The sequence below is a fragment of the Myxococcus sp. CA033 genome, from assembly GCF_013336625.1.
Taxonomy (GTDB): Bacteria; Myxococcota; Myxococcia; order Myxococcales; family Myxococcaceae; genus Myxococcus; species Myxococcus llanfairpwllgwyngyllgogerychwyrndrobwllllantysiliogogogochensis.
Window position 1 is genome coordinate 253,467 of record NZ_JABUMU010000011.1, and the last position, 23,504, is coordinate 276,970.

Here is a 23,504-nt window from a genome sequence, read left to right on the forward strand (position 1 = left end):
CATCCCCCCAGAATCACTGCGCGATGCGGCAACCGGCGAGCGAGCACGAAAGCGCCGTGCCGCTTCACTCCCCACCGGGCGAACGGACGAGGGCGCGCACCCCTGGGGGTTGGCAGCCAGTCATGAGCGGGAAGTAGCACGCCCGGCCGGGTGTCCCCATGCGCCAACCCGGAATGAAAGGACCTCGTTTGACCGCATTCCTTCGACTCGCCGCCCTGGTGTTGCTGGTTCCCTCACTCGCCTCCGCGGAGGTGGTGTGGAAGGGCGACTTCGAGACCGGAAACATTTCGCAGTGGACGCGCTCGCAGAGCGTCTCCAACAGCCGTCTTCAAGTGGTGACGGACATGGTGCGCGAAGGCCGCTATGCCCTGAAGGCCACCGTGCGCCAGGGCGATGACCCCATCGGCGCCAGCGGCAATCGCAACGAGTTGCTCTACATCAGTGAGGAGAAGGCGGGCTCCACGTACTTCTACAAGTGGAGCACGCTGTTCCCGAAGGACTACCCCCTGTCGGACGGGTGGCAGGTCTTCGCGCAGTGGCACCAGGAGGGCTGCTGTGGCTCGCCCCCGCTGGAGTTCTTCGTGAAGGGCGACCAGATGTTCCTGCGCGTGGGCGGCTCCGAAGGTCCCATCCCCTGGCAGGGCCCGCTCTCCCGGGGCTCGTGGCACGACTTCGTGCTCCAGGTGAAGTGGTCTTCCAACGCGAAGGTCGGCTTCGTGCAGCTCTGGCACAACGGCAAGCTGGCGCTGCCGAAGACGATGGGCGCCACGCAGTTCGGCAGCGAGATGAACTACCTGAAGCTCGGCCTGTACCGCGAGGACACCATCCAGCCCGAGGCGAGCGTGTACCACGATGGTTTCACCATGAGCACCGCGCTCGAGGACGTGATTCCCCCCGCGCCGGTGCCCGTGCCGGAGCCGACTCCCACGCCGACGCCCGTTCCGGAGCCGACTCCCACGCCGACGCCCACCCCCACCCCGACGCCCACTCCTCCTCCGGTCATCACCGTGCCCACGCTGCCTGGCACCGGCACGCCGAACGTCGGCGTGGTGAACAATCCTGGCGATGGCACCAACAACCCGATGTCCGACAGCGGCGCGCAGGGCTGTGGCGCGTCGGCCACGGGCGGCGCTCCGTTCGTCGCCGCCACCGCGCTCTTGGCCATGGCCACGCTGCTGAGCCGTCGTCGCAAGCCCGCGCAAGTCCGCGCCCCCCGGCGCTGAGATGAACCGGCGGACCTCTTCTCCGCCGCCTGGAAACACGAAAGCGGGTCCGTTCCTCGAGAGCGGACCCGCTTTTGTGTTTTCAGCGCGTGCGCGGCGCGAGCCGCCCGGACGTCAGTGAGCGCCCTCCACCTTCACGCCGGGATTGGCGCGCTGGAGGAGGAACACCAGCACCAGTGAGCACGCGAAGATGGCGGTGAGCACGGTGAAGTTGGCGTTGAAGGCCCGCACCAGCGCCTGCATGTTGATGCGCTGGCTGAACAGGCCATAGGCGGCGGCCAGGGGGTCCGTCACCCGCGCGGCCACCGTGGCCTTGAGGGCGGCGAGCTGCTCCTGGGTCACCTGGCTGTACGGGTCCACGTGCGACGCGAGCGCCGTGGTGTTCACCTTCGTCAGCCGGTTGAGCGCGCTGCTCATCCACGCGGTGCCGATAGAGCCTCCCAATTCGCGCGTCAGGTTGAAGAGCCCCGCCGCGTTGCCGCGCTGGTCCGGCCGCAGGTTGCTGAGCGCCATCACCGACAGCGGCACGAAGATGAAGCCCATGGAGCAGGCGCGGATGAAGACGGGTGTAATCAGCGCCGCCTCGTCCGCCGTGCTGCTCAAGTGGCCATTGGTCCACAGCGAGAAGCACATGCCGACGATGCCCAGGCCCACCAGCCACCGCCCGTCCAGCTTGCCGCCGAACTTGCCGATGAGCGGCATCAACAGCACCTGGATGAAGCTGCCCTTGAGGAACACCAGGCCGATGTCGAGCGCCGAGTAGTGCATCACCGTGCCGCAGAAGAGGCTGAAGAGGAACGAGCCTCCGAACAGCGCCGTCCCGACGAGGAAGTTCACCCCCGTGGCCGCCGCATAGGAGCGGTTGGCGAACACCCTCAAATCCACCACCGGCTCGGGGGTCTCCAACTGGTGGACGATGAAGGTGATGAGCGCCACGCCCGCCACCACGGCGAGCACGGTGATTTTCATGCTGTCGAACCAGTCCTCGCGCGTGCCCTCCTCCAGCACGAACTGGAGCGCCGCCATGCCCACCGCGAGCAGGGCGATTCCCCACCGGTCCACGCGGGCCGTGGAGGGCGCGAAGTCCTCCTGCTTGATGTGACGCCACGCCATGAACGCGGCGAACAGGCCCACCGGCAGGTTGATGAGGAATATCCAGTGCCAGCTCGCCACCTCGATGAGCATGCCGCCCACCGTGGGCCCCAGGAGCGGCCCCGTCACCGCGCCCAGGCCGAAGAGCGCGCCGGCCATGCCGTGCTCCTTCTGTGGATAGCGCGCGAAGAGGATGGCCTGCGACGTGGGGATGATGGCGCCACCCCCCATGCCCTGGAGGATGCGGAAGGCCACCAGCGAAGGCAGGTCCCACGCGAGGCCACACAGCACGCTGGCCGCGGTGAAGATGAGGATGGACGCGGTGAAGTAGCGCCGGAAACCAAAGCGCCGCTGGAGCCAGCCCGTCATCGGGATGACCACCACGTTCGCCATCATGTAGCCGGTGGACACCCAGGCAATCTGGTCCAACGGCGTGCCGAAGCTCGCGCGGATGTCGCTGAGCGCGACGTTGACGATGGAGATGTCCAGCACGGACATCAGCGCCGCGGCCATGGCGGCGATGGTGATGCCGGCCTTGGAGCCGGTGATGACGTCGCCCTTCACGACTAGTTGCTCCTCGTGTCCACGGTGACGACGGCGCTCATGCCCGGCTTGAGCGCCACCTGCGACTCACCGTCGAAGCGGATGAGCACGGGGATGCGCTGCACCACCTTCACGAAGTTGCCGGACGCGTTGTCCGGAGGCAGCAGCGCGAAGCGCGCGCCGCTGGCGCCGGCCAGGCTGTCCACATGGCCCTTGAAGGCGTGGCTCCCAAAGGCATCCACCTCCACCTCCACCGGCTGGCCCGCCTTCATCTCGCCCACCTGGTCCTCCTTGAAGTTGGCCACCACCCACACGTCGTCCTGCGGCACCACCGCCATCAGCGGACGCTCCGGGCCCACCATCTGCCCCACCTCCACCGTGCGACGGCTCACCACGCCGTCCACCGGCGCGCGCACCTTCGTGTAGGAGACGGCCAGCTCCGCCAGGTGCAGCGCCGCCTGGGCCTGCTTGAGCTTCGCGTCGGACAGCTTCACCGCCGCCTGCGCCGCCTGCACCTGCACCGGCCCCGTCTCCGCGGCGGCCAGCTTCCCCTGCGCCGTCTCCAGCCCACCGGAGGAGCCCTGCACCCCCGCCTGCGTGGAGGTCAGCCGCGCGCGCGCCACGTCCAGCAACGCCTTCGCCTGGTCATACGCGGACTGCCGCGCGTCCAGGTCCGCCTGCGTCACCGCGCCCTCCGCCTTCAGCGTCTTCACGCGCGTCATGTCCGCGTCCGCCAGCTTGAAGCGGGCCTCGGCCGCCGCCACGTCCGCGTGCGACTGGTCCAGCGCCGCCTTGGACGAGCTGATGCCGCTGTTCGCCTGCACCACGCCGCCGCGCGCCTGGCGCAGGTTGGCGCCGGCGTTGACCTCCGTGAGCGCCAGCTGCGACTGGGCGTTGGACGCCTGGGCCTCCGCGCTCAGCACGTCCGCGCGGGCCACCTCCAGCTTCGCGTCCAGGTCCGTGGAGTCCAGTTCGACGAGGACGTCGCCGGCCTTCACCGCCTGGTTGTCGCTCACCCGCACCTTGGCGACCATGCCGGAGACGCGCGGCGACACGTTGGCGATGCGGCCCTCCACCTGCGCGTCATCCGTGGACTCGTGACCACGCGTCAGCACCCAGCGGGCGCCACCTCCCACCAGCGCCAGCGCGACGAGGGCGGGCAACACCTTCTTCGCTCGCGAGCGCGGCGCGGCGGGCTCCTTCACGACGGTGGGGAGGTTCTTTGGAACATCGTTGTCCTGCACATCCAGGGAGGGGGAAGCAGTGCTCATGGTGGTTCTCAAAGGTTCAGCGGGTCGATGATTTGGTGGCTAACCATCTGGACGCAGCGGCTCATCCGCCGAATCGGCAAAGGGGAATCAAGGGTTCAGGGGGTGGCTCACGGCTCCCGGAAGGCCGGGATGCCGGTGGAGACCTTGGCCAGCAGCTCGCGCAGGGTGACGCGTTCCTGCTCGTTCAACGGAGACATGAGCGCGGCGACGCGGCGGTAGTGCTCGGGGAGCATCCCTTCGAGCAGTTGCCGGGCCTTCGGCGTGAGGTGCACGGTGTACATGCGGCGGTCTTCCGGGTGGTCCTCCCGGGAGATGAGGCCGTCCTTCTCCAGCGTGTCGAGCAGGCCCGTCATGGTGGCGCGGCTCACACACGAGTTCTCCGCCAGCTCCGCCGGCGTGAGCCCTCGGCCGTCCTCCGCCTCGCTGGTGGAGAACAGCCGGACGAGCACGGTGAAGCGCCCCTTCGACAGCCCGTGTCGCGCCAGGCTGGCGTCGTAGGCGTCGGATAAATCGTTCGACAGGCGCAGCAGGGTGATGCACGTCTCCAGGCCGCTCGTGTCGAGCTGCGGGAAGCGCCGCGCCAGTCGCTGCAACCGCTCGAAGCGGGTGATGGGAGGAGGACTCACGCTCATCTCGATGCGCGGCGAAAAGATGCCGCCCCCAACTCGTAAGGCCCCTAACTAGTGGGCGCAATAGAAATCTGCGGGAGGGCGCCAGAAAGAGACAGGCAGGGCTGCTCGCCTGCCCGGGGAGTGAAGGCGAATCCCCAAGGGCCACGCGCACCGTTATGAAGGGGTGTGCTCGACGTGAAGGACCCCACCGTGCAGGAGGCGCTGCGCCGTGCTTCCGAGGAGGCCGGGCTGCCGGACTCCCTGCGCAGCTGCGTGTATGGCCTGCTCAGGGACCCGGAGGGGGACTGGTCCCCCTGCTGCGGTGGAGGCTGCCAGCCGTGCTCGGCCACGCTGGCGGACGTGGCGGTGCGGACGCTGGAGCTGTTGGGCACACCCCGTCGCTCGCCCGTGCCCACGTGAGCGCGGGGACGCGCCGCTGACGTAGGCTCCGGGGCATCATGAATCCCCTCGTCCATGCGGAGTTCTCGTGGCTGGCGGCGCAGGGGCTGCGCGAGCGAAGAGACCGCATCCTGGTCACCTGCGCGGGCCTGGCACCGGACCTGGATGGGCTCACGCTACTGGGGGGCGAGGAGCTGTACGTGCGCTATCACCACGTGCTGTTCCACGGCTACGTGGGGGCGCTCCTCACCGCCGCGGTGTGCATGGGGCTGGCGCGACAACGGCTGCGCGTGGGGCTGCTCGCGTTGGGGACCTTCCACCTGCACCTGCTCTGCGACCTCGCGGGCAGCGGACCGGGGTGGCCCATCTACTACTACTGGCCCACCAGCTTCCGGGAGTGGTTCTGGCAGGGGCAGTGGAACCTCTCCTCGTGGCAGAACGCCGTCATCGGCCTCATCACCACGCTGGCGTGTTTCGCGTGCGCGCTGCGCTGGCGGCGGACCTTCGTCGAGCTGCTGTCCCCGCGCTGGGACGCGGAGGTGACGAAGACCTTGAGGCGGCGCTTCCTCGGGGAGCGCGAGGCGCCCGCACCCGGGAGCGCCGAGCAAAGTGGCCCTCACGGCTGATGGCAGTCGCGCCGCAGCGCCTCCACCTGGTCCTGCGGCATGGCCCGCACGGTGGTGGGCGCGAGCTCGCGGAAGCGCTCGCACTTCTCCTTCGCATCGGGCTCCTGCTCCAGGGTCTGCGTGGCCACCTGCGCGGCCTGCGCCGGCTCGCCCTTGCTCTGATAGAGGCGCTCCAGCATGACGTGTGTCGCCTCGGGCTTCGGGTTCTCTTCCAGTTGTCGCTTCGCGGCGACAATCGCCTCGTCGACCCGCCCCTGGCGCTCCAGCTCCGCCGCCTGCTCGAGTGACGCGGTCTCCGTGCAGTAGGGGAGCAGCTCCTTCACCTTCTTCGACAGCTCCGCCTTCTGCGCGTACAGCTTCGGGTCCGCGGACCGCCAGACCTCGCAGCGCGTGGCACGACGCTCGCCTTGCATGAGCGTCGACACCCGCTCGGTCACCTGGGCCGCGTCCTTCGGGCGTCCCGCGCCCTCCAACTGCTTCGCGAAGTCCAGGTGCGCGAGCGCATCACTCGAGTCGCGATAGGGGCTCACCTCCAGGTGCTTCTGGTAGCTGAGCACCGCCGCGTCCACCTCCCCCACCGACAGCTCCGTGCGCGCCAGCTCCCGGTTGGCCTGCGGATGGACCGGGTTGAGCTCCACCGTGCGTCGCAACAGCGGCAGTCGCTGCGCCTCGTCCTTCTGTCGAAGGCTCAGCTCCCAGTAGGGCCTGGCATCCTTCGAGCCCAGCTCCACCTGCCGCTGGTAGATGTCCAGCGAGCGCTGCCGCAAGTCCCCCCGGGAGCGCCCCTGCGGTGACTCGCGAAACGACGTGTTCCAGTACGCCTGCGCCAACGCGAGCTGCACGTCCTGCTGGTTCGGGTTCTCGTTCGCCGCTTCCTCCAGCAGGGCGATGGCCCTCGCGCAGCGCGCCTTGTCGAAGCCATCCGAGGGACAGTCCCGCTGCGCCAACCGGACGCCCTCCTTCGCCGTGGGTGACAGCGTGGCGGGCGTCGCCACCGAGGGCTTGGGCGCCGCGGACGACGGGACTTGTGCCAGCACGGGCGTGAGCACCCCCCACACCGCGACGAGTAGAACCTTCGCGCTCATCTGCCCTCCTTGCTACCGCTGGATGTGGACGTGGTCCGCCGCCGGGTCATTGCAGTCGAGGAACGTCACCGGCCCGTTCTCCGTGAAGCTGTCTTCCTCGCCCACCACCCGGATGCCCGCGAGTTCCACCAGACACATGAGCTGCCGCGCATCCCTGCCGGGCACCACCATGGAGCGCGGGTCGATGTCGAGCGCGCGTCCCCGGGTGTGACGGCTGTTGATGGAGCCCGAGCCGATGAACCGGTTGCGCTGCGGATTGCGGAACGCGCTGGTGATGAAGGGCTCCACGCTCACCGTCGCGACGCGGTTGTTCGCGGTGGTGTCGGCCCGCCGGTTCGGCCCGGCGAGGATGGGCCCCGCGCACAGGCCGCCCACCCGGAGTCCCGCGCACACGTCATCGCCGCTCGGCGTGGTGTCTCCCAGGGGCCCGAGCATCAGCACCGACCCCCCGGACGATACGACCACCGTCGCGGGGCTCCTCGTCACCGTGCCCACCGGCACCACCTGCACATCATCCTTGAGGAGCTTGTTCAGCTCGGTGTCCACGTCCTGGAGCAGCTTGTCCAGGTCGCCCGGCGTCTCCTCGGCGACGAGCGTGTAGTTGCCCCGGTTGAGCGTCGTGTTGCCCGGCACGCGGATGTTGGCCAGCGTCGGCTGGAAGTCCGTGTCGTAATCCACGTACTCCTGTCTCAGCGTGTCCGTCTCGTCCTGGCGGAGGAACGAGGACGGAGGCAGCTTCACCTCCAGCCCGCGGCCATCCTCCAGGTCGAGCACGCCCAACACCTCGTACTCGAGCGGAGGGTTGGGGTCCCGACTGCCTGCCACCGACTGTGCGGACTTGCCTCGGAACGTCAGCTCGGCACCTGTCGCCGTGGCGGGCTCCGCGGGCCCGGTGCGCGTGCCCACCGGCGTCACCGTCCACTTGATGCGGTCCACCAACCCCGCCTCGCCGCCCGTGACGCGCGCGCGGACCACCAGCTCCTCGCTCGTCACGAACGACGTGCGTGGAGGCGTTTCCTCGCGGCGCGTGAAGGCCTCGATGATGGCCAGCGACACCGGCTCACCCCCTTCCGGCGTGGTGACTTCCACCAGGGGCGGAGGCGCTCCACTGCCCCCCGTGCCCGTCGGGTCCGACTCGCTCCCGCACTTGCAGCTCGCGACGAGCGCCACCAGCGCCAGCCCCCACCACCGTGCCTTCCTGTTCATGAGCGCCTCCCCCCGCCGCCCTGATCTCGGGACAGCCGTACAGCGGCCCGCGCACTTTCACCCGCGCCGCGCCGCGTGCCAGGGACACACGCCTCAGCGCTGTCACTGACCCGACGCGCCGGAACCCAATCCCTCACTGCTCGACGATGCGCCGCCTCGAAGGGCAACCCTCGTCGCATGGACTCCCAGCCCTCGAAGGCACACCGCCCGTGGCCTCCACGACAGGACGCGCGTGCGGGGTTGTGTCCACCACCATGCAGCACCGCGCCCTCGGACCGGCCCGCGGCCATTGCCTCGCGGCACCGCGCACGCCTAGCTTGAAGGGGTTTCCCTCGAAGGGGGCCCCATGCCTGCGTACCGTGACGTGCTCGCCAGGATTCCCGAACCTGACGCCGAGGCAGGGAGCCAGTGCCAGGGCCTGCTGGACATGAAGACGAAGCCCCAGGGCAGCCTGGGCCGCCTGGAGGAGCTGGCGTGTCAGTGGGCCACGCTGCGCGGTGAGCCCGCGCCCGCGATGCCGCGCAAGGGGCTGGTGGTGATGGCGGCGGACCACGGCGTGACGGAGGAAGGCGTGAGCGCCTACCCCGCGGAGGTCACCGCGCAGATGGTGGCCAACTTCGCCCGAGGCGGCGCCGCCATCAACGTGCTGGCCCGACAGCACGGCGTGCGCGTGGAGGTCGTCGACATGGGCGTGCGCGTTCCCGTGGAGGGACTGGAGGGCGTGCGCATGCACAGCCAGGGCCCCGGTACGGCCAACCTGGCCCGAGGGCCGGCCATGTCGCGCAAGACGGCCGAGGAGGCCCTGAGCGTGGGCGCGCTCCTGGCGTTGGAGCTGGCGGACTCGGGCGTGACGCTGCTGGGCCTGGGCGACATGGGCATTGGCAACACCACCGCGTCGGCGGCGCTCACGTGCGTGCTCGCGGGCGTGTCACCGGACATGGCCACCGGGCGAGGCACGGGCGTGGACGACGCGGGCCTCACGCGCAAGGTGGAGGTGGTGCGCCGGGCGCTCGCGGTGAACAAGCCGGACGCGGCGGACCCGCTGGACGTGCTCGCCAAGGTGGGCGGCTTTGAAATCGCGGGCCTGGCCGGCGCGGCGCTGGGCGCGGCCTCGCGGCGAGTGCCCGTCATGCTGGATGGTTTCATCTCCTCGGTCGCCGGGCTGGTGGCCGCACGACTGTGTCCCAAGGTGATGCCCTTCCTGCTCGCCAGTCACATGTCGCGCGAGGCGGGCCACCGCCGGGTGCTGGAGGCCCTGCGCCTGCGGCCCCTGCTCGACCTGGGCCTGCGCCTGGGCGAGGGCACGGGCGCCGTGCTCGCGATGGGGCTGATGGACAGCAGCATGCACATCCTGCACGAGATGGCGACGTTCGCCTCGGCGGGCGTCGCGGAGAAGAGCCGGCGCTGAGGCTCGCTCCTCCGGCCGAAACGTGGCAGGAGTCGCGACACCCGAGCCCCCATGAAGCGACTCCTCGCCGGCATCGCCTTCCTCAGTCGCATCCCCGTCCCCGGGGCGGCCACCTTCGATGCCGCCGACGTGGGCCGCGCGACGCTGTGCTTCCCCCTGGTGGGCGCCCTGCTCGCCGCCCTGCTCGTCGGCGTGCGCTTCGCGCTCTACCCCCTGCTGCCGTCGATGGTGACGGCGTATCTGCTGCTCGCCGTCTACGCGCTGCTCACCGGCGCTCTGCACCTGGACGGGCTGGCGGACATGGCGGACGGCTTCGGCGGCGGGCGCACCAAGGAGGACGTGCTGCGCATCATGAGAGACCACGTCATTGGCGCCTATGGAGGTGTCGCGCTGTTGCTGACCGTGGGACTCAAGGCCACCGCCCTGGCGGCGCTGCTGGAGCGCGGGCAGGCGGACGCCGCGCTGGTCGTGGCGCTGGCGCTGGGCCGCTGGGGCTCCGTCCCTCAAGGCTGGCTGCTTCCCTATGCGCGGCGAAGCGGGGGCATCGGCATGGCCATCACCGACTATGTGGGCCGCGTCGAAGTCATCGGCGCCACGGTGCTGGCGCTCGGCTTCGCGCTGGGCCTGATGGGCTGGCGAGGGGGCGTGGCCCTGGTGATGGTGGCCGTCGTATCCGCGCTCCAGGGCCTCTGGTGCCGGAAGAAAATCGATGGCATCACCGGCGATACCATGGGAGCCAACACCGAGGTCTGCGAGGCCCTGGTGCTCGTGCTCGCGCTGGCACTCGGTTGAAGTGAAGCGAGCATAGGGAACGGACGCGGCATGGACTGGCGAATACCGAGCGGCGTGACGCGCATGATTCTGCTGCGGCACGGCAAGCCCTCCGAGGAGATGAAGGGCCGTTGCTACGGACGGCTCGACGTGGGCCTCGCGCCGGAGGGGCATGCCCAGGCGGAGCGTGCCGCGACCCTGCTGGCCAGCGCGGACCTCCAGGGCCTCTACTCGAGTCCTCGCCGCCGAGCCCTCGATACGGCGAAGCGCGTGGCGGAGGGACGCGGCCTGGACATCCGCGTGGAGGAGGCCTTCCGCGAAATCGACTTCGGACTCTTCGAGGGCCTCACCTACGAGGAGGCCGAGCGCCAGTTTCCGGAGGTGTACGCCGAATGGATGGCGCACCCCGAACGGGTGCGGTTTCCAGAGGGAGAGACCTTCTCGGAGATGCGCGAGCGCGTCCGTGCGGGGGGCCGAGCCCTGCGCGCGCGACATGTCGGACAGTGCTTCGCCCTGGTGTCGCATGGAGGCGTCAACCGCACCCTCCTCGCCGAGTCGCTGGGCATGGCGGACAAACATCTGTTCCGCCTGGACCAGGTCCACGCCGCCGTGAATGTCATCGACTTCTATGGCGATGAGCCCGTGGTGAAGTTGACGAACGCGGCGCCGTGACACAGCGGGCCAGCCCCCCGGGGCCCTCGGCTTGACCGGTTTTGTCCGCGAGGCGTAGCCTTTGCGATTCACGGCGCGGCGCTGTGTCTGTCTTTCTCACATCGTCCATCCGCCGCACGGGGGACCCGTCCCATGGAGAGCGACCCGCGAGGCGAAGCCGACAGGCCTCCCAGCGCCCCCGGGGCCCGTGAGACGCACTGCCTCAATCCCTTCTCACCCGAGTCACGGGGCAATCCCTACGTCGTCTATGAGCAACTCCTCCAGCGGCCCGCCTGCTGGAACCCCGAGCTCCGGTTGTGGCTGTTCTCCCGCCACGCGGACTGCGTGGAGGTGCTCTCCCATCCGCGCTTCAGCCGGAACATCACGGGCGCCAGGGAGAGCCGCCCCGAGGACTTCCCTTCGCCTCCGGAGGCGCTCGCGGCGCTGTCCGCCATGCACCGTCAGTGGTTCCTGTTGATGGACCCGCCGGACCACACACGCCTGCGCGCCGTGACGAAGCGCGCGCTGGGTCCTCGCATGAAGGAGCTGTCCCTGCACGTCCAGGCCACGGTGGAGGCGCTCCTCTTCCGGGCGCGCCAGAAAGGAGAGCTGGACATCATCGCGGACCTGGCCGCGCCGCTGGCCCGGACGACGCTGCGCTGGCTCGTGGGCGCCGACGAGCTGGACTCGGACCTGTACCAGCGCTGGGCGCTCGCGCTCGCACGCTGTGGAGACGCCTCCGCGCCGCTGGCCGTGAGAGAGGCCGCCAGCGCCGCCACTCGCGAGGTGAGCCAGAGCCTCCAGGCCTCCGTCACCCGGCGCAGGCAATCGCGTCGCGGCGATATCCTCGGGCTGCTGGTGGCCGCACAGGAGGACGAGCAGGCGCTGAGCGAGGAGGAGCTGCTGCCCACCTGCATGCTCCTGCTCTTCGGGGGCTACGACACCTCCGTCAACCTCATCGGCAACGGGGTGCTCGCGCTGATGGAGCACCGCGCGCAGTGGGAGGCGCTGTGTGCCCAGCCCTCGCGCCTCAAGGGGACGGTGGAGGAGCTGTTGCGCTTCGACACGCCGTTGCAGCTCTGCTCGCGCATGGCCCAGGAGGACGTGGAGGTGGGCGGCGCCGCCGTGCGCGCGGGCGAGTGGGCCTGGGTGTTGCTGGGCGCGGCGAATCGGGACCCGAGGCGCTTCGAGAAACCCGACACGCTCGACATCCAACGCCCGGACCTCCAGCACATCGCCTTCGGCCACGGCATCCACCAGTGCATCGGTGCGGCGCTCGCGCGCATGGAGGCCCAGGGCGCGCTGGGCATGCTGGCCAGGGACCTGCCTGGACTGCGACTGGTACCCGGCGCGTGGAAGCGGCGCGACACCGCCGTGTTCCGAGGCCTCACCTCACTGCCCTGCCAGGGCTGAGCGACTCAGGACGACTTGCGCGCCACCAGGTAGATGAGGAGCGGCGTGCCCAGGGCCGCCGTCACCAGGCCCACGGGAGTCTCCCTGCCTGGAAGGATGATGCGGGCCACCGCGTCGCAGAGCACGAGGAAGCTGGCGCCCACCACCACCGAGCACGGAAGCAGCACGCGCCGACTCACCCCCAGCACCCGCCGGACGATGTGGGGGACGATGAGTTCCACGAAGGCGATGGGACCGCACCACGCGACACAGCCCGCCACGCCCAGCGCCCCCAGGCCGATGGAGGCCATGCGGACCGCGCGCACGTTGACGCCCTGCGATTCGGCGTGCTCCTCACCGGAGATGAACACCTCCAGCGCCCGCGTGAGCGTCAGCAGGCCCACCACCGACACCGCGGCAATGGGCAACAACATCACGATGTTCTGATAGCCCACCTGCGGCAGGTGGCCCATGGTCCACCGCATGGCCGTGAGCAGTTCGGCGGAGTCCGCGGAGAACTGCACGCCCGTGGAGATGGCGCCCGCCGCCATGGAGAAGGCGATGCCCGCGAGGACCAGGTCATTCATCCGCACGTTGCGCCCCGCCGCGATGGCGGCCACCAGCAGGCTGACCCCCAGCGCGCCCGCGAAGGCAGCGCCGGTGATGAGCGGCAGGCCCCACAGCGCGGTGCGCGCGCCCAGGACGATGGCCACCAGCGCGCCCAGCGTGGCGCCGGCCGTGGTGCCAATGGTGCTCGGCGCGGCGAGCGGGTTGGAGAAGAGGGACTGATACACCGCGCCCACCAGCGACAGCGTGCCTCCCACCACCAGCGCCATCAACGTCCGGGGGATGCGCAACTGCCAGAGGATGAAGTCGCGCGCGTCCGGAGGCATGGGCGGCCCGACGAAGGGCGCCACGGCGACCACGAGCGCGCACACCGCCAGCATCACCACCAGTCGCGTCCTCATTCCCCACGCTCCAGGGACATGCCCACGAAGACCCGGCGGTTCTCGACTTCGACGCCTCGCATCCGCACGGAGAACACCCGGCCCAGGTGTTCACCCAGGTCCGGAGCGTCGTAGTGCGATTCGAAGGCGACGCGGCCCTTCGACAAGCCCAGCACCCGAATCCGTCCCTCGCTGCCCGCGCGCATCGCATGGGCGAGCACGTTGATGTCGTGAGTGATGCACAGCACGCCCAGCCCCGAGCGCCACATCTGCCCCACGAGCGCATACAGCTCCAACTGCTGGGCCGGGTCCAGGAAGTTGGCGGGTTCGTCCAGCAACACCAGGGGCGCTTCCTGCGCGAGCAGCGCCGCCACCGCGACGCGCTGCTGCTCTCCGCCGGACAGCTCGGTGATGGGCCGCGAGGCGAGGGCTTCCGCCTGCACGCGGGCGAGCGCCACGAGCGCGGATTCCTCCGAGCGACGGTGGGACTCCTTGAAGCGGTAGCGCGCGGCGGCCACGTGCTCCAGCGCGGTGATGGGCTCGGACACCTGGACGCGCTGGGGCAGCCACGCGAGGAACGCGGCGCGCTCCCGGGGGGAGAGGGCTCCCACGTCGAGGCCATTCACGGTGACGCGGCCCGCGTCGGGGCGCTGAAGGCCGAGCGCCACGCGCATCAGCGTCGTCTTGCCCGCGCCATTGGGTCCCACCACGGCGACGAAATCTCCCGGTGCGACGCGGAGGGACACATCCTCCAGCAACGCCCGCTCGCCCTTGCGCACCGTCGCCCCGGAGACCTCCAGAAGAGACGTCATGGGGTCTTCGTGTCGAAGCGCAGCGCGGCCTGGAGTTGCTCCACCACGTCCAGGATGCGAGGGCCGGTGGACTGTACGCCCGGGCCCGCGACCAGCTTCACCCGCCCCTGCTTCACCGCGCGCAGCACCGTCAGTTGCTTCCACGGGGCGAGCTGTCGCGCCTCCTCTTCCGGCGTCAGGCGGGGGCCCTCCACCAGCACCAGGATGATGTCCGGGTCCAACGTCATGAGCTGCTCGACGGAGACGTTGGGCGGGCCCGCGGGGTCCTCGGCGACGGCGTTGCGCGCGCCCGCCGCTTCCAGGGCCGCACCGTGAAGCGAGCCCTTGCGGATGTACCAGATGCTGGTGAGCGCGGCCTCCGGGTCGCCAATCACCAGGAGCACCCGGGGCGCGTCCGGCGGGGGCTTGCGCTTCAGCGTCGTCTCCACCTTCTGGGCGAGCTTCGTGGCCGCGTCCTCGCGCCCCGTCTGGCGGCCCAGCTCGCGAATCCCGTTCGCCACATCGTCGACGGAGAGCCAGGGCAGCACCTTCACCGGGGCGAGCGCGGACAGAGAGCCCGCGGGGGCCTGCTTCACCTGCTCATCGATGATGAGGGTGGGCTTGAGGCGGGCAATGGCCTCGTAGTTGGGCGACAGCGTGGAGCCCACCTTGGGCACGGATGCCGTCTCGGAGGGCCAGGAGGCCCAGTCGGAGAGGCCCACCACCTGCTCACCCGCACCCAGCGCGTAGAGCGTCTCCGTGATTCCGGGAGACAGCGAGACGATTCGCCGCGTCCCCGCCTCCGGAGCCGGCGCGGAGCGCTGGCAGCCGACGAGGAGCGTGAGGGAGACGACGAGCAGGGAGAGGGAGCGCGCGACGGACATGAGCAGCAGGGAACCCGTGAGAGGTTGACGCCTTATAGTGCACGCGCGCCAGGAGGCCCGCCATGCCGAAGCACCCTCACCTCATGATTCAAGGCACGGGCTCCCACGTGGGGAAGACCACGCTGGTCGCCGGCCTGTGCCGTCTGTACGCAAACAAAGGGCTGCGCGTGGCCCCCTTCAAGTCGCAGAACATGTCCCTCAACTCCTTCGTCACGGAGGAGAACGAGGAAATCGCCCGGGCCACGGCGGTGCAGTCCTTCGCGGCGAGGCAGCGGCCCATCGTCCACATGAACCCGCTGCTGCTCAAGCCCAAGTCGGACAGCGTCAGCCAGCTCATCATCCACGGCCGGCCGCACCAGGACGTCGACGCGCGCGAGTACTTCCTCTCCGACACGCACCGCGCGCTCAAGCTGTCCGCCATCCAGGAGTCCATCGACCACCTGACGCGGCACTACGACCTGGTCATCGCGGAAGGCGCGGGGAGCTGCGCGGAGCCCAACCTGCGTCCGTTCGACGTGGTGAACATGGAGGTGGCCCATCGGCTGGACGCGCGCGTGTACCTGGCGGTGGACATCGACAAGGGCGGCATCGCGGCGGAGCTGCTCGGCACGTTGCGGGTGCTGGAGCTGGTGGCGCCCGAGGACTGCGAGCGCATCGCCGGGTTCATCATCAACAAGTTCCGAGGAGACCGGCAGGTCCTCCAGCCCGCCGTCGACTTCATCGAGCACCACGCGAAGCGGCCCGTCGTCGGGGTGATGCCCTATCTGTCCCTGGCGCTGGAGGAAGAGGACCGCGTCCAGCCCCGGATGCACGGGGCGCCTGAAATCGACGTGGCGGTGCTCTACCTGCCGCACATCTCCAACAGCACCGACTTCGACTATCTCCAGGAGGAGCCCCACGTGCGCGTGCGCTTCGTGCGCTCCGTGGACCAGCTCGGTGCGCCGGACGCCATCATCGTTCCCGGCACCAAGAACACGGTGGGAGACCTGCTCCACCTGCGGCGCATCGGCTTCGAGCGGGTGCTCCAGGACTTGAGCACCACCACGCCCATCGTCGGCATCTGCGGGGGCTTCCAGATGCTGGGGCGCGAGTTGCTCGACGAGGGCCGCCGCGAGTCCGAGCACGGCAGCACCACGGGGCTGGGGTTGTTGGACATCGACGTGGAGTTCCTCCCTGGCAAGACGGTCTTCAATCGTCACTACACGCCGACGCCCGACAATCCCTTCGCGAGCGCGGGCGAGGTGTCAGGGTATGAGATTCACTCCGGACTCGTCAGGTATGCGAGCGCGAGGCCGCTGTACGCCCATGCGGGCGGAGTCGATGGCGCCGTGCATGAGCGACTGCCCATCTTTGGCACGTTCATCCATGACCTGTTCAAGAATCCCCGACTCAGTCGGGCATTCATCAACACGTTGCGCCAGCGCAAGGGATTGCCAGTCCTGACAGCGCCCCTGTGCAACCATGACACCCGTCGGGAGGAAAGTTATAATCGCCTCGCAGCCGCCTTGGCCGAGCACATGACAACGTTTGCCTGACTCCATCCTGCCGAGGGGGGCGCTTGGGGATTCCCGACTGAAGCGCATGTAGGAGGAGGCTCAACATGAAGCTCGATGGATTCGTTCGCGTCCTGCCACGACTGGTGCTGCTCTTTGTCATGGCCTGTCAGCACGACGCCCATGCCCAGGAACAGGCCCAGGCCGGCACCGCCGACAGCAACCTCGCCGCCCAGGTGCTCACACCCGTGGGCACCACGTATCCCTACACGCAGCAGTTGCAATGGTTGGACTCGGGCCGATTCATCGTCGGACGTCTGGATGGCTCCATGACGTTCTTCCGCCCTCCGGGCCCCACCGAGTGGGGACCCATGCTCACCGATGTGCTGCGCACCCCCGCCAACCGGGGCGTGGAGATGATGGCCGTCCGCGACGAGCGGACCTTCGTCACCTCCAATGACAGCACCACCATCACCCTCTGGCGCGAGCGGGATACCGCGCTGCAAGAGGACGCGGAGCCCACTCACCTGGACAGGCTTCCTCGCGCGTTCCGCTTCGAGAACTTCGCCTATGACGCGGACGTGGGCACCGCCAACAGCGGCGTCTTCGTCGTCCACGCGAATCGCGAGTATCTGGTGACGGGCCATGAGAATGGCTTCGTCCTCATCTGGAACGTCTCGCGCAACGGCCGCCAGCTCGCGGTGCTGAAGAAGCTCAACGTCCGCTCTCCCGACCCCATCCCCAGTCCCTTCCAGCTCTGGAACGTGCGCGACATCGTCGCGTGGCGCGACGGCATCGTCATCACCGGCGCCGAGGACGGAGACCTGGTGATGCTCCAGCTCCCCCAGGGCAACGTGCTCGCCCGCAAGCGCTACAACCCGGCCGCCCAGCGCGGCATCAACGGCCTGGCCATCCTCGATGACCACCTGGTCGCCGTGGCCTGCTCCGTGGGCCCGGCGGACAAGAACACGTGGCTCTTCCGCGTCCGCCCCGCCGAGTTCCAATCCCAGGGCTCCGTGGACCTGAAGCAGAACCTGGCCCTGCCCCAGTCCTTCGCGTTCCGCGCCGCCATGGCCCGCGTCGGCGGCCAGCCGTATGTCTTCGCCACCACGCAGGAGGGCCTCTTGTGGACCGTCCTCGTCACCCCCGACGGCCAGCTCCAGGTCCAGGCCTCCAGCTCCGTGGACTTCCCCATCGGCGAGGCCATTGACTACAACCCGACCACGTCCCAGCTCGCGGCCGTGGGCGTGCTCGTCAACCTCTTCAACGTCGCCGCGCCCGCGCCCGCCGCTCCCGCGCCTCGCAAGCAGGCGGCCCCCAAGGTGGCTCCGCCCCAGGCTCCTTCCTTGAGGCCCGAGCCCGCCCCGGCGAACTGAGGTACCGCCATGTCAGGCCACAGCGCTCCGTGGGTGCTGGGCATTGGCGCATCGAACCACAACGGCGCCGCGTGTCTGCTGCGCGGCGACGAGCTGGTCGTGGCCATCCAGGAAGAGCGCCTGCTGCGACGCAAGCGGGCGTGGATTCCTGGCGGCCTCGCGTCACTGTCGGTGCGCTACTGCCTGGAGCACGCGGGAATCCAACCCGAGGACTTGAGCCTCGTCGCGTGCTGCTCGCTGATGGGGCCTCGCGGGCCCCTCTTCGACGTGCGGGCCAACCCCGACCTCGCCCTCGCCAGGACGGGGGTGCCCACGCTCACCCTCTCGCATCACCTGGGACACGCCGTCGGCGCCTTCGCCACGTCCGGCTTCGATGAGGCCCTCGTGCTCGTCGCCGACGGCTTCGGTTCCAACGTCCAGGACCTGTCCGAAACGGAGCTGGCGGCGGTCGTTTCGGAGCGGCGAGGAGAAGAGACGCTCTCCGTCTACCGCGCGTCGCGCGACGGCTTCGTCCCGCTGGAGAAGCACCTGGGGACCTTCCTGGAGGTCACCGCCTCCGCGGAACTGGAGCGCTTCCATGGGATGCCGCGCTTCGGCAGCCTCGGCGGCTTGTACTCCGCCGTCGGGCGACAGCTCTTCTCCGACGTGCTCGAAGGTCCGGGCAAGGTCATGGGGCTGGCGCCCTACGGCGTGCCCGACATCCCCATCACCGACTTCTTCGACATCGTCGATGGACGGTTCGTCTTCTCCGACGCCGTGCCTCGGCGCTTCTCACACAACGAGCGATGGCCCGCGCGCCAGGAGGAGTACCGGAACCTGGCGGCCTCCGCCCAGGCGGCGCTGGAAGCAGGGCTGCTGCAAATCGTCCGACGCCTTCGCGCGAGCACGTCGTGCGACAGGCTCTGCTACGCGGGCGGTGTCGCGCTCAACAGCGTGGCGAACGAGCGACTCTTCACGGAGGCGGGCTTCCGCGACGTCTACGTCATGCCCGCCGCCGAGGACAGCGGCACGGCCCTGGGCGCGGCGTATCACGGGCTCTGGCACCTGACAGGGCGACAGTCGACTCGACGGCTCCAGCAGGACAGCGTGGGCAGGACGTATCCCTCCTCCTGGGTGGACCGCGCCATCCAGGCGACGCCCGCTGTCGTGTCACGTCGGTTGCCCTCGGTGGTGCCCGCCGTTGCCGACCTGCTGGTGGAAGGAAAGATGCTCGGGTGGTTCCAGGGAGGCTCGGAGCTGGGCCCTCGCGCGCTCGGGCAGCGGAGCATTCTCTGCGACCCACGTCCCGGCGACATGAAGGACGTCCTCAACAGCCGGGTGAAGTTCCGCGAGGCCTTCCGTCCCTTCGCGCCCGCCATCCTCGCGGAGCATGCACGCGAGTGGTTCGACCTCGACGACACAGCCTCCGACGACAGTCCCTTCATGCTCCGGGTGTGGCGCTTTCGCGAGGCCCAGCGTCATCGCGTCCCCGCCGTCGCCCACGTCAACGGCACGGGCCGCGTCCAGACGGTCCGCGCGGAGCACATCCCGCTGTTGCACGCGCTGCTCTCGGCGTTCCACGCGCGCACCGGCGTGCCCGTCCTGCTCAACACCTCCTTCAACGTCGCGGGAGAGCCCATCGTCGAGACACCCGAGGACGCCCTCTGGTGTCTGCTGTCCACGGGGCTCGACGGCTGCGTGCTCGGTGAGCACCTGGTGCTGAAGCAGGCGGCCTACGCTTCACTGCTGGACCTGGAGTTGCTCGTGCTCGGAGAGCGACTGGCGCCCGAGCCCTCCGGATTCACGGGTGAAACGGACCTGCGGCACCTGTTGAAGGAGCCCCTGGGCTTCGCTCTGGACGCGGAAGGTCGCGCCCTGGAGGATGCGCGCCAGATGACCGGCGGGTGGAGACATTGTGGCGCGTTCCGCGTGCGGACACCGTGGGGCACGGTGCTCCAGCTCGTCTCCCTCACGCTCTCGGAGCTGGTGACGAAGGTCGAGCCCGGAATGACGGGCTGGAAGTTGCTGGAGCGCGCCTCTCGCGAGGACTCCACGCTGGACGAAGCGCGACTGCTGCGGATGCTCGGCTCGTTGCGCCGCGCCTCCATCCTCGGCTTCGGTCCGGGACTCGCTCCCGGTACAGGAGCGTGAAGACGGCACTCACGAGGTGTCTCTTGAGTCTGGCGCTGCTGGCGTGCGCGCCGGCATGGGCCCAGTCCACCGAGGACGCGGGAACACCTCCCATGTCCGAGGTCATCGACGTGGTGGGCAAGGTGCCCGACCCCGAGCCGATGGACCGCGCGTCGCAACGAGACCCCAGCAGCGTCGTCACCGTCATCTCCGTGGAGGAGCGCGGCGGCACGGCCCGCGACACCGCCGAGGTGCTCGCCACCTCACCGGGTGTCGCCATCCAGGAGTCTGGCGGGTACGGACAGAGCAAGAGCCTGGTCGTCCGGGGAGCCTCGTCGAACGGGACGCTGGTGCTGCTCGACGGCATTCCCCTCAATGGCGCGGGGGGCAGCGCGGACCTGTCGCGCATCCCCCTGGCGCTCGCACGCGAGTTCGAGGTGCTGCGCGGAAGCGCGGGCGCGCGCTACGGCAGCGGTGGACTCGGCGGCGTGGTGAACATCGTCACCCGAAGTCCCGGCGACACGCTGAGCCTGTCCGGCGAAGTGAGCTATGGGAGCTGGGACACCGCGACGGGCTGGCTCGCCGCCACCGGCCCGCTGCTGGACAGTGAGCTGCTCCTGCTCGTGCACGGAGGCACCTCCTCCGGCGGCTTCTCCTACCCCTTCGACACCACGCCCACGTTGCCGGGAGACGCGCCCGAGACGCGGCGACGTGACAACAACGATGCACGCGGCGCGGGGGCATTGCTGCGCGTGCGGCACCGACTGGCCCCGGGCGTGGTGGTGGACGCGATGGGCGAGGGCTCGCTGGAAGGACGCGGGCTCGCGGGCACGGCGCAGAACCCCGTCGCGGATGCGCGGCAGTCCAGCCGCCGGGGCGTGCTGAGCCTGCGCGTGCTCGGCTCACTCGCGAACCGCGTCGATGTGTCGGCGCGCGCGCACTTCCGGCAGGAGCGCCTGGAGCTGACGGGCGGCCCGGTGTCACAACAGGGCGTGCAGGTGCTGCGAGCCGGCGGAGGTGAGTTCGAGGGACGGCTGCCCCTGGGTGACTGGCACGTCGTTTCCGCGCTGGCGAGCGTGGGCGGAGAGGGCCTGTCCACGAACGGTGTCGCCACGCCGACGGAAGAGCGGACCTCCTGGCTGCGCGCCAGCGTCATGGCGATGGATGACGTCGCACTCCTCTCGGGGCGCCTTCACGTGACTCCCTCGCTGCGACTGGAGCGCGTGGGCCCGTACACGCTGTGGTCACCCAAGTTGGGTGCCCGGGTGTCCCTGCCCGCGCGCCTGGAGCTGCGCGCCAACGTGGGCCAGGCCCACCGCGCGCCTTCGTTGCTGGAGCTGTACGTGCGCCAGGGCACACTGCTGCCCAACGCGGACCTGCGCGCCGAGCGGGCCGTGTCCGCGGACGTGGCCCTGGCGCACCGCACGGAGCGCTCACTCGTGTCCGTGGGAGGGTTCCACAGCCTCTACGAAGACCTCATCGCCTACGAGGCGTATCCCCCGTTCGCCGCCAAGCCCTTCAACTTCGCCTCGGCGCGAGTCTCGGGACTGGAAGTGGACGCGGAGGCGCGGCCCACGTCGTTCCTGTCCGGCTCCCTGGCGTACACGCTGCTCGTCTCCCGCAACCTCCGGGATGACCCGCGCTACTACCTCAAGGAGATACCGCTCCGCCCGCGCCACACGCTGTCCGCGCGCGTGGCCGCGGGCCCCTCGTGGCTGACGGGACGCGTGGAGCTGCGGGCCCAGTCCTCGCAACTGCGCAACCGCACCGGAGAGCTGCTGCTGCCAGCGCGTGCGCTGCTGCATGCGGGGGTGTCCAGCACGGTGGGGCGCCGGCCCGCGCTGACGTTCTCCCTCGACTTCAAGAACGTCTTCGACACCTTCGTCGAGGACTTCGACGGCTATCCCCTGCCGGGCCGCGCCGTGCTCGCCTCCGTGGCGATGGCACTCGACGTTTCTCCCTCTTCGCATCGAAAGGCGGACACCCCATGAATGCCGCGTCACTTCCTCCCGGGCGACACCTCGCTGCCCTGGTCTCATTGTTGTCGTGCCTGCTGCTGACGGGCTGCCCCGACGAAGGCGTCGTCTGTAGCGAGGGACTCTCCCGCTGCGGGGACACCTGCGTGGACCTCACCAGCGAGTCCGCGAACTGCGGCGAGTGTGGCAACACCTGCGGCACCGGACAGCTCTGCGCGCAGAGCGCGTGCCGCTGTCAGCAGGGCGCCACGGCCTGCGGCGGCGCCTGTGTCGATACCCAGTCCTCGCCCCAGCATTGCGGCGGCTGCGCGGGTGAAGGCGGCAAGGTTTGCCAACCCTTCGAGGTGTGCATGAACGGCGACTGCCAGGGGAGCTGCGCCGGGGGCATGCTTCAGTGCGGCAACGCGTGCATCAACGGGGAGGCCGACCCCAACAACTGTGGCGCCTGCGGCAACGTCTGCGGAGACGCCCGCAGTTGCCGGGGCAGCGTGTGCACCTATGACGTGGTGGCCACGTGCTTCAACACCGGGCAGGTGGTGGGCATCCAGTCCGGCTCGGACTTCAAGGGCCCGAACACCCTGGTGGCCTCGTCTCCGCAGAGCGCGGCGCGGATGCTGGACGTGCTGCTGGTGCTCGACTCCACGCGCAAGCTCGTCCAGGCGCGACTGAGCGACTACGGCGTGTTGCCCGCGAGCAACGACACGGGCCGCGCTCCCAACCAGGTCCTGGTCCAGGACCCGTACGTCTACATCCTCAACTCGTCCGACAACACGCTCCAGGTGCTCCGTCGCGAAGGAGACCCCCTGCCTCCCGGCCCCCCGGGCTCCCGCTTCCCCAACGGCATCACCTTCACCAACGTCGCGAGCGTGAGCTTCGGCGCCAACACCAATCCCTTCGCCATGACGAGGACGGGCACCCACGACCTCTGGGTCACGCTCTACGGCAACCTGTTGGGAGACCCGTCCGCCGGGGGCCGTGTGGTGCGCGTCTCGCTGGCCAACAACGAACCCGCCGTGGTGGACACCATCGTGCTGCCCTCGGGGGCCGCGCTGAAGCCCTTCCCCGACAACACGACGCTGTCCACGCCCACCGGCATCACCGAACACCACGGCAAGCTGTACGTCACCCTCAACAACCTGAACCCCGTCACGTACAGCCCCGGCGGGCCTGGCCTGCTCGCACGCATCGACCCGACGAGCCGCGCGGTGGACCTCATCGACCTGGGCGACGGCTGCCTCAACCCGGGCTCCGTGGCTCCCGTGGGCGAGCAACTCCTCGTGAGCTGCGGCGGCAAGGCCGTCTATGACACCAACTTCAAGCTGCTGTCCGTGGAGCGCTCGGCGCTGGTGCTCCTCGACGCGCAGGACCTCGTGGTGTCCACCGCGCCCATCCAGTGCTCGCCGGGCATCGGCTCCTGTCCGATTCCGGCCGCCGGCCGCTTCGCCGTGGTCGGCAATCGCACCTACCTGGGGGACACCAACGGCGGGCGCATCTTCGTCCACGAGGTCGTGGGCAGCACGCTCGTCGAGCGCAGGGGACTCCTGGACACGTCGGAGCCCGCCATCGCCGCCTGCCCCGCGAGTGGCTTCTCGCTGGTCAGCGACGTGGTGGCCCTGCCCAAGGGGTTCTGAGGCGGGGGCACTTCGCCCC

20 protein-coding genes are annotated in these 23,504 nt (G+C 69.6%); 12 read left to right on the top strand and 8 right to left on the bottom strand.

Annotation, left to right across the window (positions count from 1 at the left end; genetic code table 11):
• Positions 1-188: 188 nt before the first annotated feature.
• Positions 189-1,223, top strand: coding sequence for a polysaccharide lyase (locus HUA78_RS25460; RefSeq protein WP_174477343.1), 1,035 nt, complete (start codon positions 189-191; stop codon positions 1,221-1,223).
• Positions 1,224-1,337: 114 nt separating this feature from the next.
• Here the strand turns inward: HUA78_RS25460 and HUA78_RS25465 are convergent, their stop codons facing one another.
• The 3 genes from HUA78_RS25465 to HUA78_RS25475 form a co-directional block, all read right to left on the bottom strand.
• Positions 1,338-2,879 carry a DHA2 family efflux MFS transporter permease subunit gene (locus HUA78_RS25465; RefSeq protein ID WP_141643474.1) on the bottom strand — a complete coding sequence of 514 codons (1,542 nt, stop codon included), beginning with the start codon at positions 2,877-2,879 and terminating at the stop codon, positions 1,338-1,340.
• A gap of 2 nt (positions 2,880-2,881) precedes the next feature.
• Positions 2,882-4,129: an HlyD family secretion protein gene (locus tag HUA78_RS25470; protein WP_174459790.1), complete on the bottom strand. Its 1,248-nt coding sequence runs from the start codon at positions 4,127-4,129 to the stop codon at positions 2,882-2,884.
• A gap of 107 nt (positions 4,130-4,236) precedes the next feature.
• Complete coding sequence (locus HUA78_RS25475; protein ID WP_141643472.1) at positions 4,237-4,761, bottom strand: MarR family winged helix-turn-helix transcriptional regulator; 525 nt, start codon at positions 4,759-4,761, stop codon at positions 4,237-4,239.
• A 165-nt stretch (positions 4,762-4,926) separates the two neighbouring features.
• On the opposite strand from HUA78_RS25475, the gene HUA78_RS25480 reads away from it, so the two are divergent.
• Entirely contained in the window at positions 4,927-5,160 is a 234-nt protein-coding gene (locus HUA78_RS25480) for a hypothetical protein (RefSeq protein WP_174454476.1), read from the top strand.
• 38 nt (positions 5,161-5,198) lie between these two features.
• Positions 5,199-5,765, top strand: a complete 567-nt coding sequence (locus tag HUA78_RS25485) for a metal-dependent hydrolase (RefSeq protein ID WP_174477344.1) — start codon at positions 5,199-5,201, stop codon at positions 5,763-5,765.
• On the opposite strand, the gene HUA78_RS25490 is transcribed toward HUA78_RS25485, so the two are convergent.
• A complete protein-coding gene (locus HUA78_RS25490) occupies positions 5,756-6,850 on the bottom strand; it encodes a lipopolysaccharide assembly protein LapB (RefSeq protein WP_174477345.1) in 1,095 nt (364 codons plus the stop codon). The two genes, HUA78_RS25485 and HUA78_RS25490, sit on opposite strands and share 10 nt — an antisense overlap.
• Positions 6,851-6,862: 12 nt before the next feature.
• Positions 6,863-8,056 carry a D-Ala-D-Ala carboxypeptidase family metallohydrolase gene (locus HUA78_RS25495; protein ID WP_174454475.1) on the bottom strand — a complete coding sequence of 398 codons (1,194 nt, stop codon included), beginning with the start codon at positions 8,054-8,056 and terminating at the stop codon, positions 6,863-6,865.
• 346 nt (positions 8,057-8,402) lie between these two features.
• Here HUA78_RS25495 and cobT point away from each other — a divergent pair, with 346 nt between their 5' ends.
• The 4 genes from cobT to HUA78_RS25515 all read left to right on the top strand — a co-directional run bounded on the left by cobT (position 8,403) and on the right by HUA78_RS25515 (position 12,299).
• The gene (gene cobT / locus HUA78_RS25500) at positions 8,403-9,464 is read left to right on the top strand and encodes a nicotinate-nucleotide--dimethylbenzimidazole phosphoribosyltransferase (RefSeq protein WP_174454474.1); all 1,062 of its coding nucleotides are present in this window, start codon (positions 8,403-8,405) and stop codon (positions 9,462-9,464) included.
• Positions 9,465-9,515: 51 nt separating this feature from the next.
• A complete protein-coding gene (gene cobS, locus HUA78_RS25505; RefSeq protein WP_174454473.1) occupies positions 9,516-10,256 on the top strand; it encodes an adenosylcobinamide-GDP ribazoletransferase in 741 nt (246 codons plus the stop codon).
• Positions 10,257-10,319: 63 nt separating this feature from the next.
• The gene (locus HUA78_RS25510; RefSeq protein ID WP_254623893.1) at positions 10,320-10,907 is read left to right on the top strand and encodes a histidine phosphatase family protein; all 588 of its coding nucleotides are present in this window, start codon (positions 10,320-10,322) and stop codon (positions 10,905-10,907) included.
• 132 nt (positions 10,908-11,039) lie between these two features.
• Entirely contained in the window at positions 11,040-12,299 is a 1,260-nt protein-coding gene (locus HUA78_RS25515) for a cytochrome P450 (RefSeq protein WP_174477346.1), read from the top strand.
• A 5-nt stretch (positions 12,300-12,304) separates the two neighbouring features.
• On the opposite strand, the gene HUA78_RS25520 is transcribed toward HUA78_RS25515, so the two are convergent.
• The 3 genes from HUA78_RS25520 to HUA78_RS25530 are packed head-to-tail and all read right to left on the bottom strand — an operon-like array spanning position 12,305 to position 14,900.
• Positions 12,305-13,246, bottom strand: coding sequence for an iron ABC transporter permease (locus HUA78_RS25520; protein ID WP_141643463.1), 942 nt, complete (start codon positions 13,244-13,246; stop codon positions 12,305-12,307).
• Positions 13,243-14,037, bottom strand: a complete 795-nt coding sequence (locus tag HUA78_RS25525) for an ABC transporter ATP-binding protein (RefSeq protein WP_174454470.1) — start codon at positions 14,035-14,037, stop codon at positions 13,243-13,245. The genes HUA78_RS25520 and HUA78_RS25525 overlap by 4 nt, the downstream gene beginning before the upstream one ends.
• A complete protein-coding gene (locus HUA78_RS25530) occupies positions 14,034-14,900 on the bottom strand; it encodes an ABC transporter substrate-binding protein (RefSeq protein WP_174454469.1) in 867 nt (288 codons plus the stop codon). The genes HUA78_RS25525 and HUA78_RS25530 overlap by 4 nt, the downstream gene beginning before the upstream one ends.
• A 62-nt stretch (positions 14,901-14,962) precedes the next feature.
• On the opposite strand from HUA78_RS25530, the gene HUA78_RS25535 reads away from it, so the two are divergent.
• The 5 genes from HUA78_RS25535 to HUA78_RS25555 all read left to right on the top strand — a co-directional run bounded on the left by HUA78_RS25535 (position 14,963) and on the right by HUA78_RS25555 (position 23,485).
• Positions 14,963-16,435 carry a cobyric acid synthase gene (locus tag HUA78_RS25535; RefSeq protein WP_174459795.1) on the top strand — a complete coding sequence of 491 codons (1,473 nt, stop codon included), beginning with the start codon at positions 14,963-14,965 and terminating at the stop codon, positions 16,433-16,435.
• 65 nt (positions 16,436-16,500) lie between these two features.
• Positions 16,501-17,769, top strand: a complete 1,269-nt coding sequence (locus HUA78_RS25540; RefSeq protein WP_174477347.1) for a hypothetical protein — start codon at positions 16,501-16,503, stop codon at positions 17,767-17,769.
• A gap of 9 nt (positions 17,770-17,778) precedes the next feature.
• Positions 17,779-19,899, top strand: a complete 2,121-nt coding sequence (locus HUA78_RS25545) for a carbamoyltransferase C-terminal domain-containing protein (protein ID WP_174477348.1) — start codon at positions 17,779-17,781, stop codon at positions 19,897-19,899.
• Between the two features lie 23 nt (positions 19,900-19,922).
• Positions 19,923-21,869 carry a TonB-dependent siderophore receptor gene (locus HUA78_RS25550; protein ID WP_254623882.1) on the top strand — a complete coding sequence of 649 codons (1,947 nt, stop codon included), beginning with the start codon at positions 19,923-19,925 and terminating at the stop codon, positions 21,867-21,869.
• Positions 21,866-23,485, top strand: a complete 1,620-nt coding sequence (locus HUA78_RS25555) for an MXAN_6577-like cysteine-rich protein (RefSeq protein ID WP_174477349.1) — start codon at positions 21,866-21,868, stop codon at positions 23,483-23,485. Before HUA78_RS25550 ends, HUA78_RS25555 begins: the two co-directional genes overlap by 4 nt.
• Positions 23,486-23,504 lie beyond the last annotated feature (19 nt).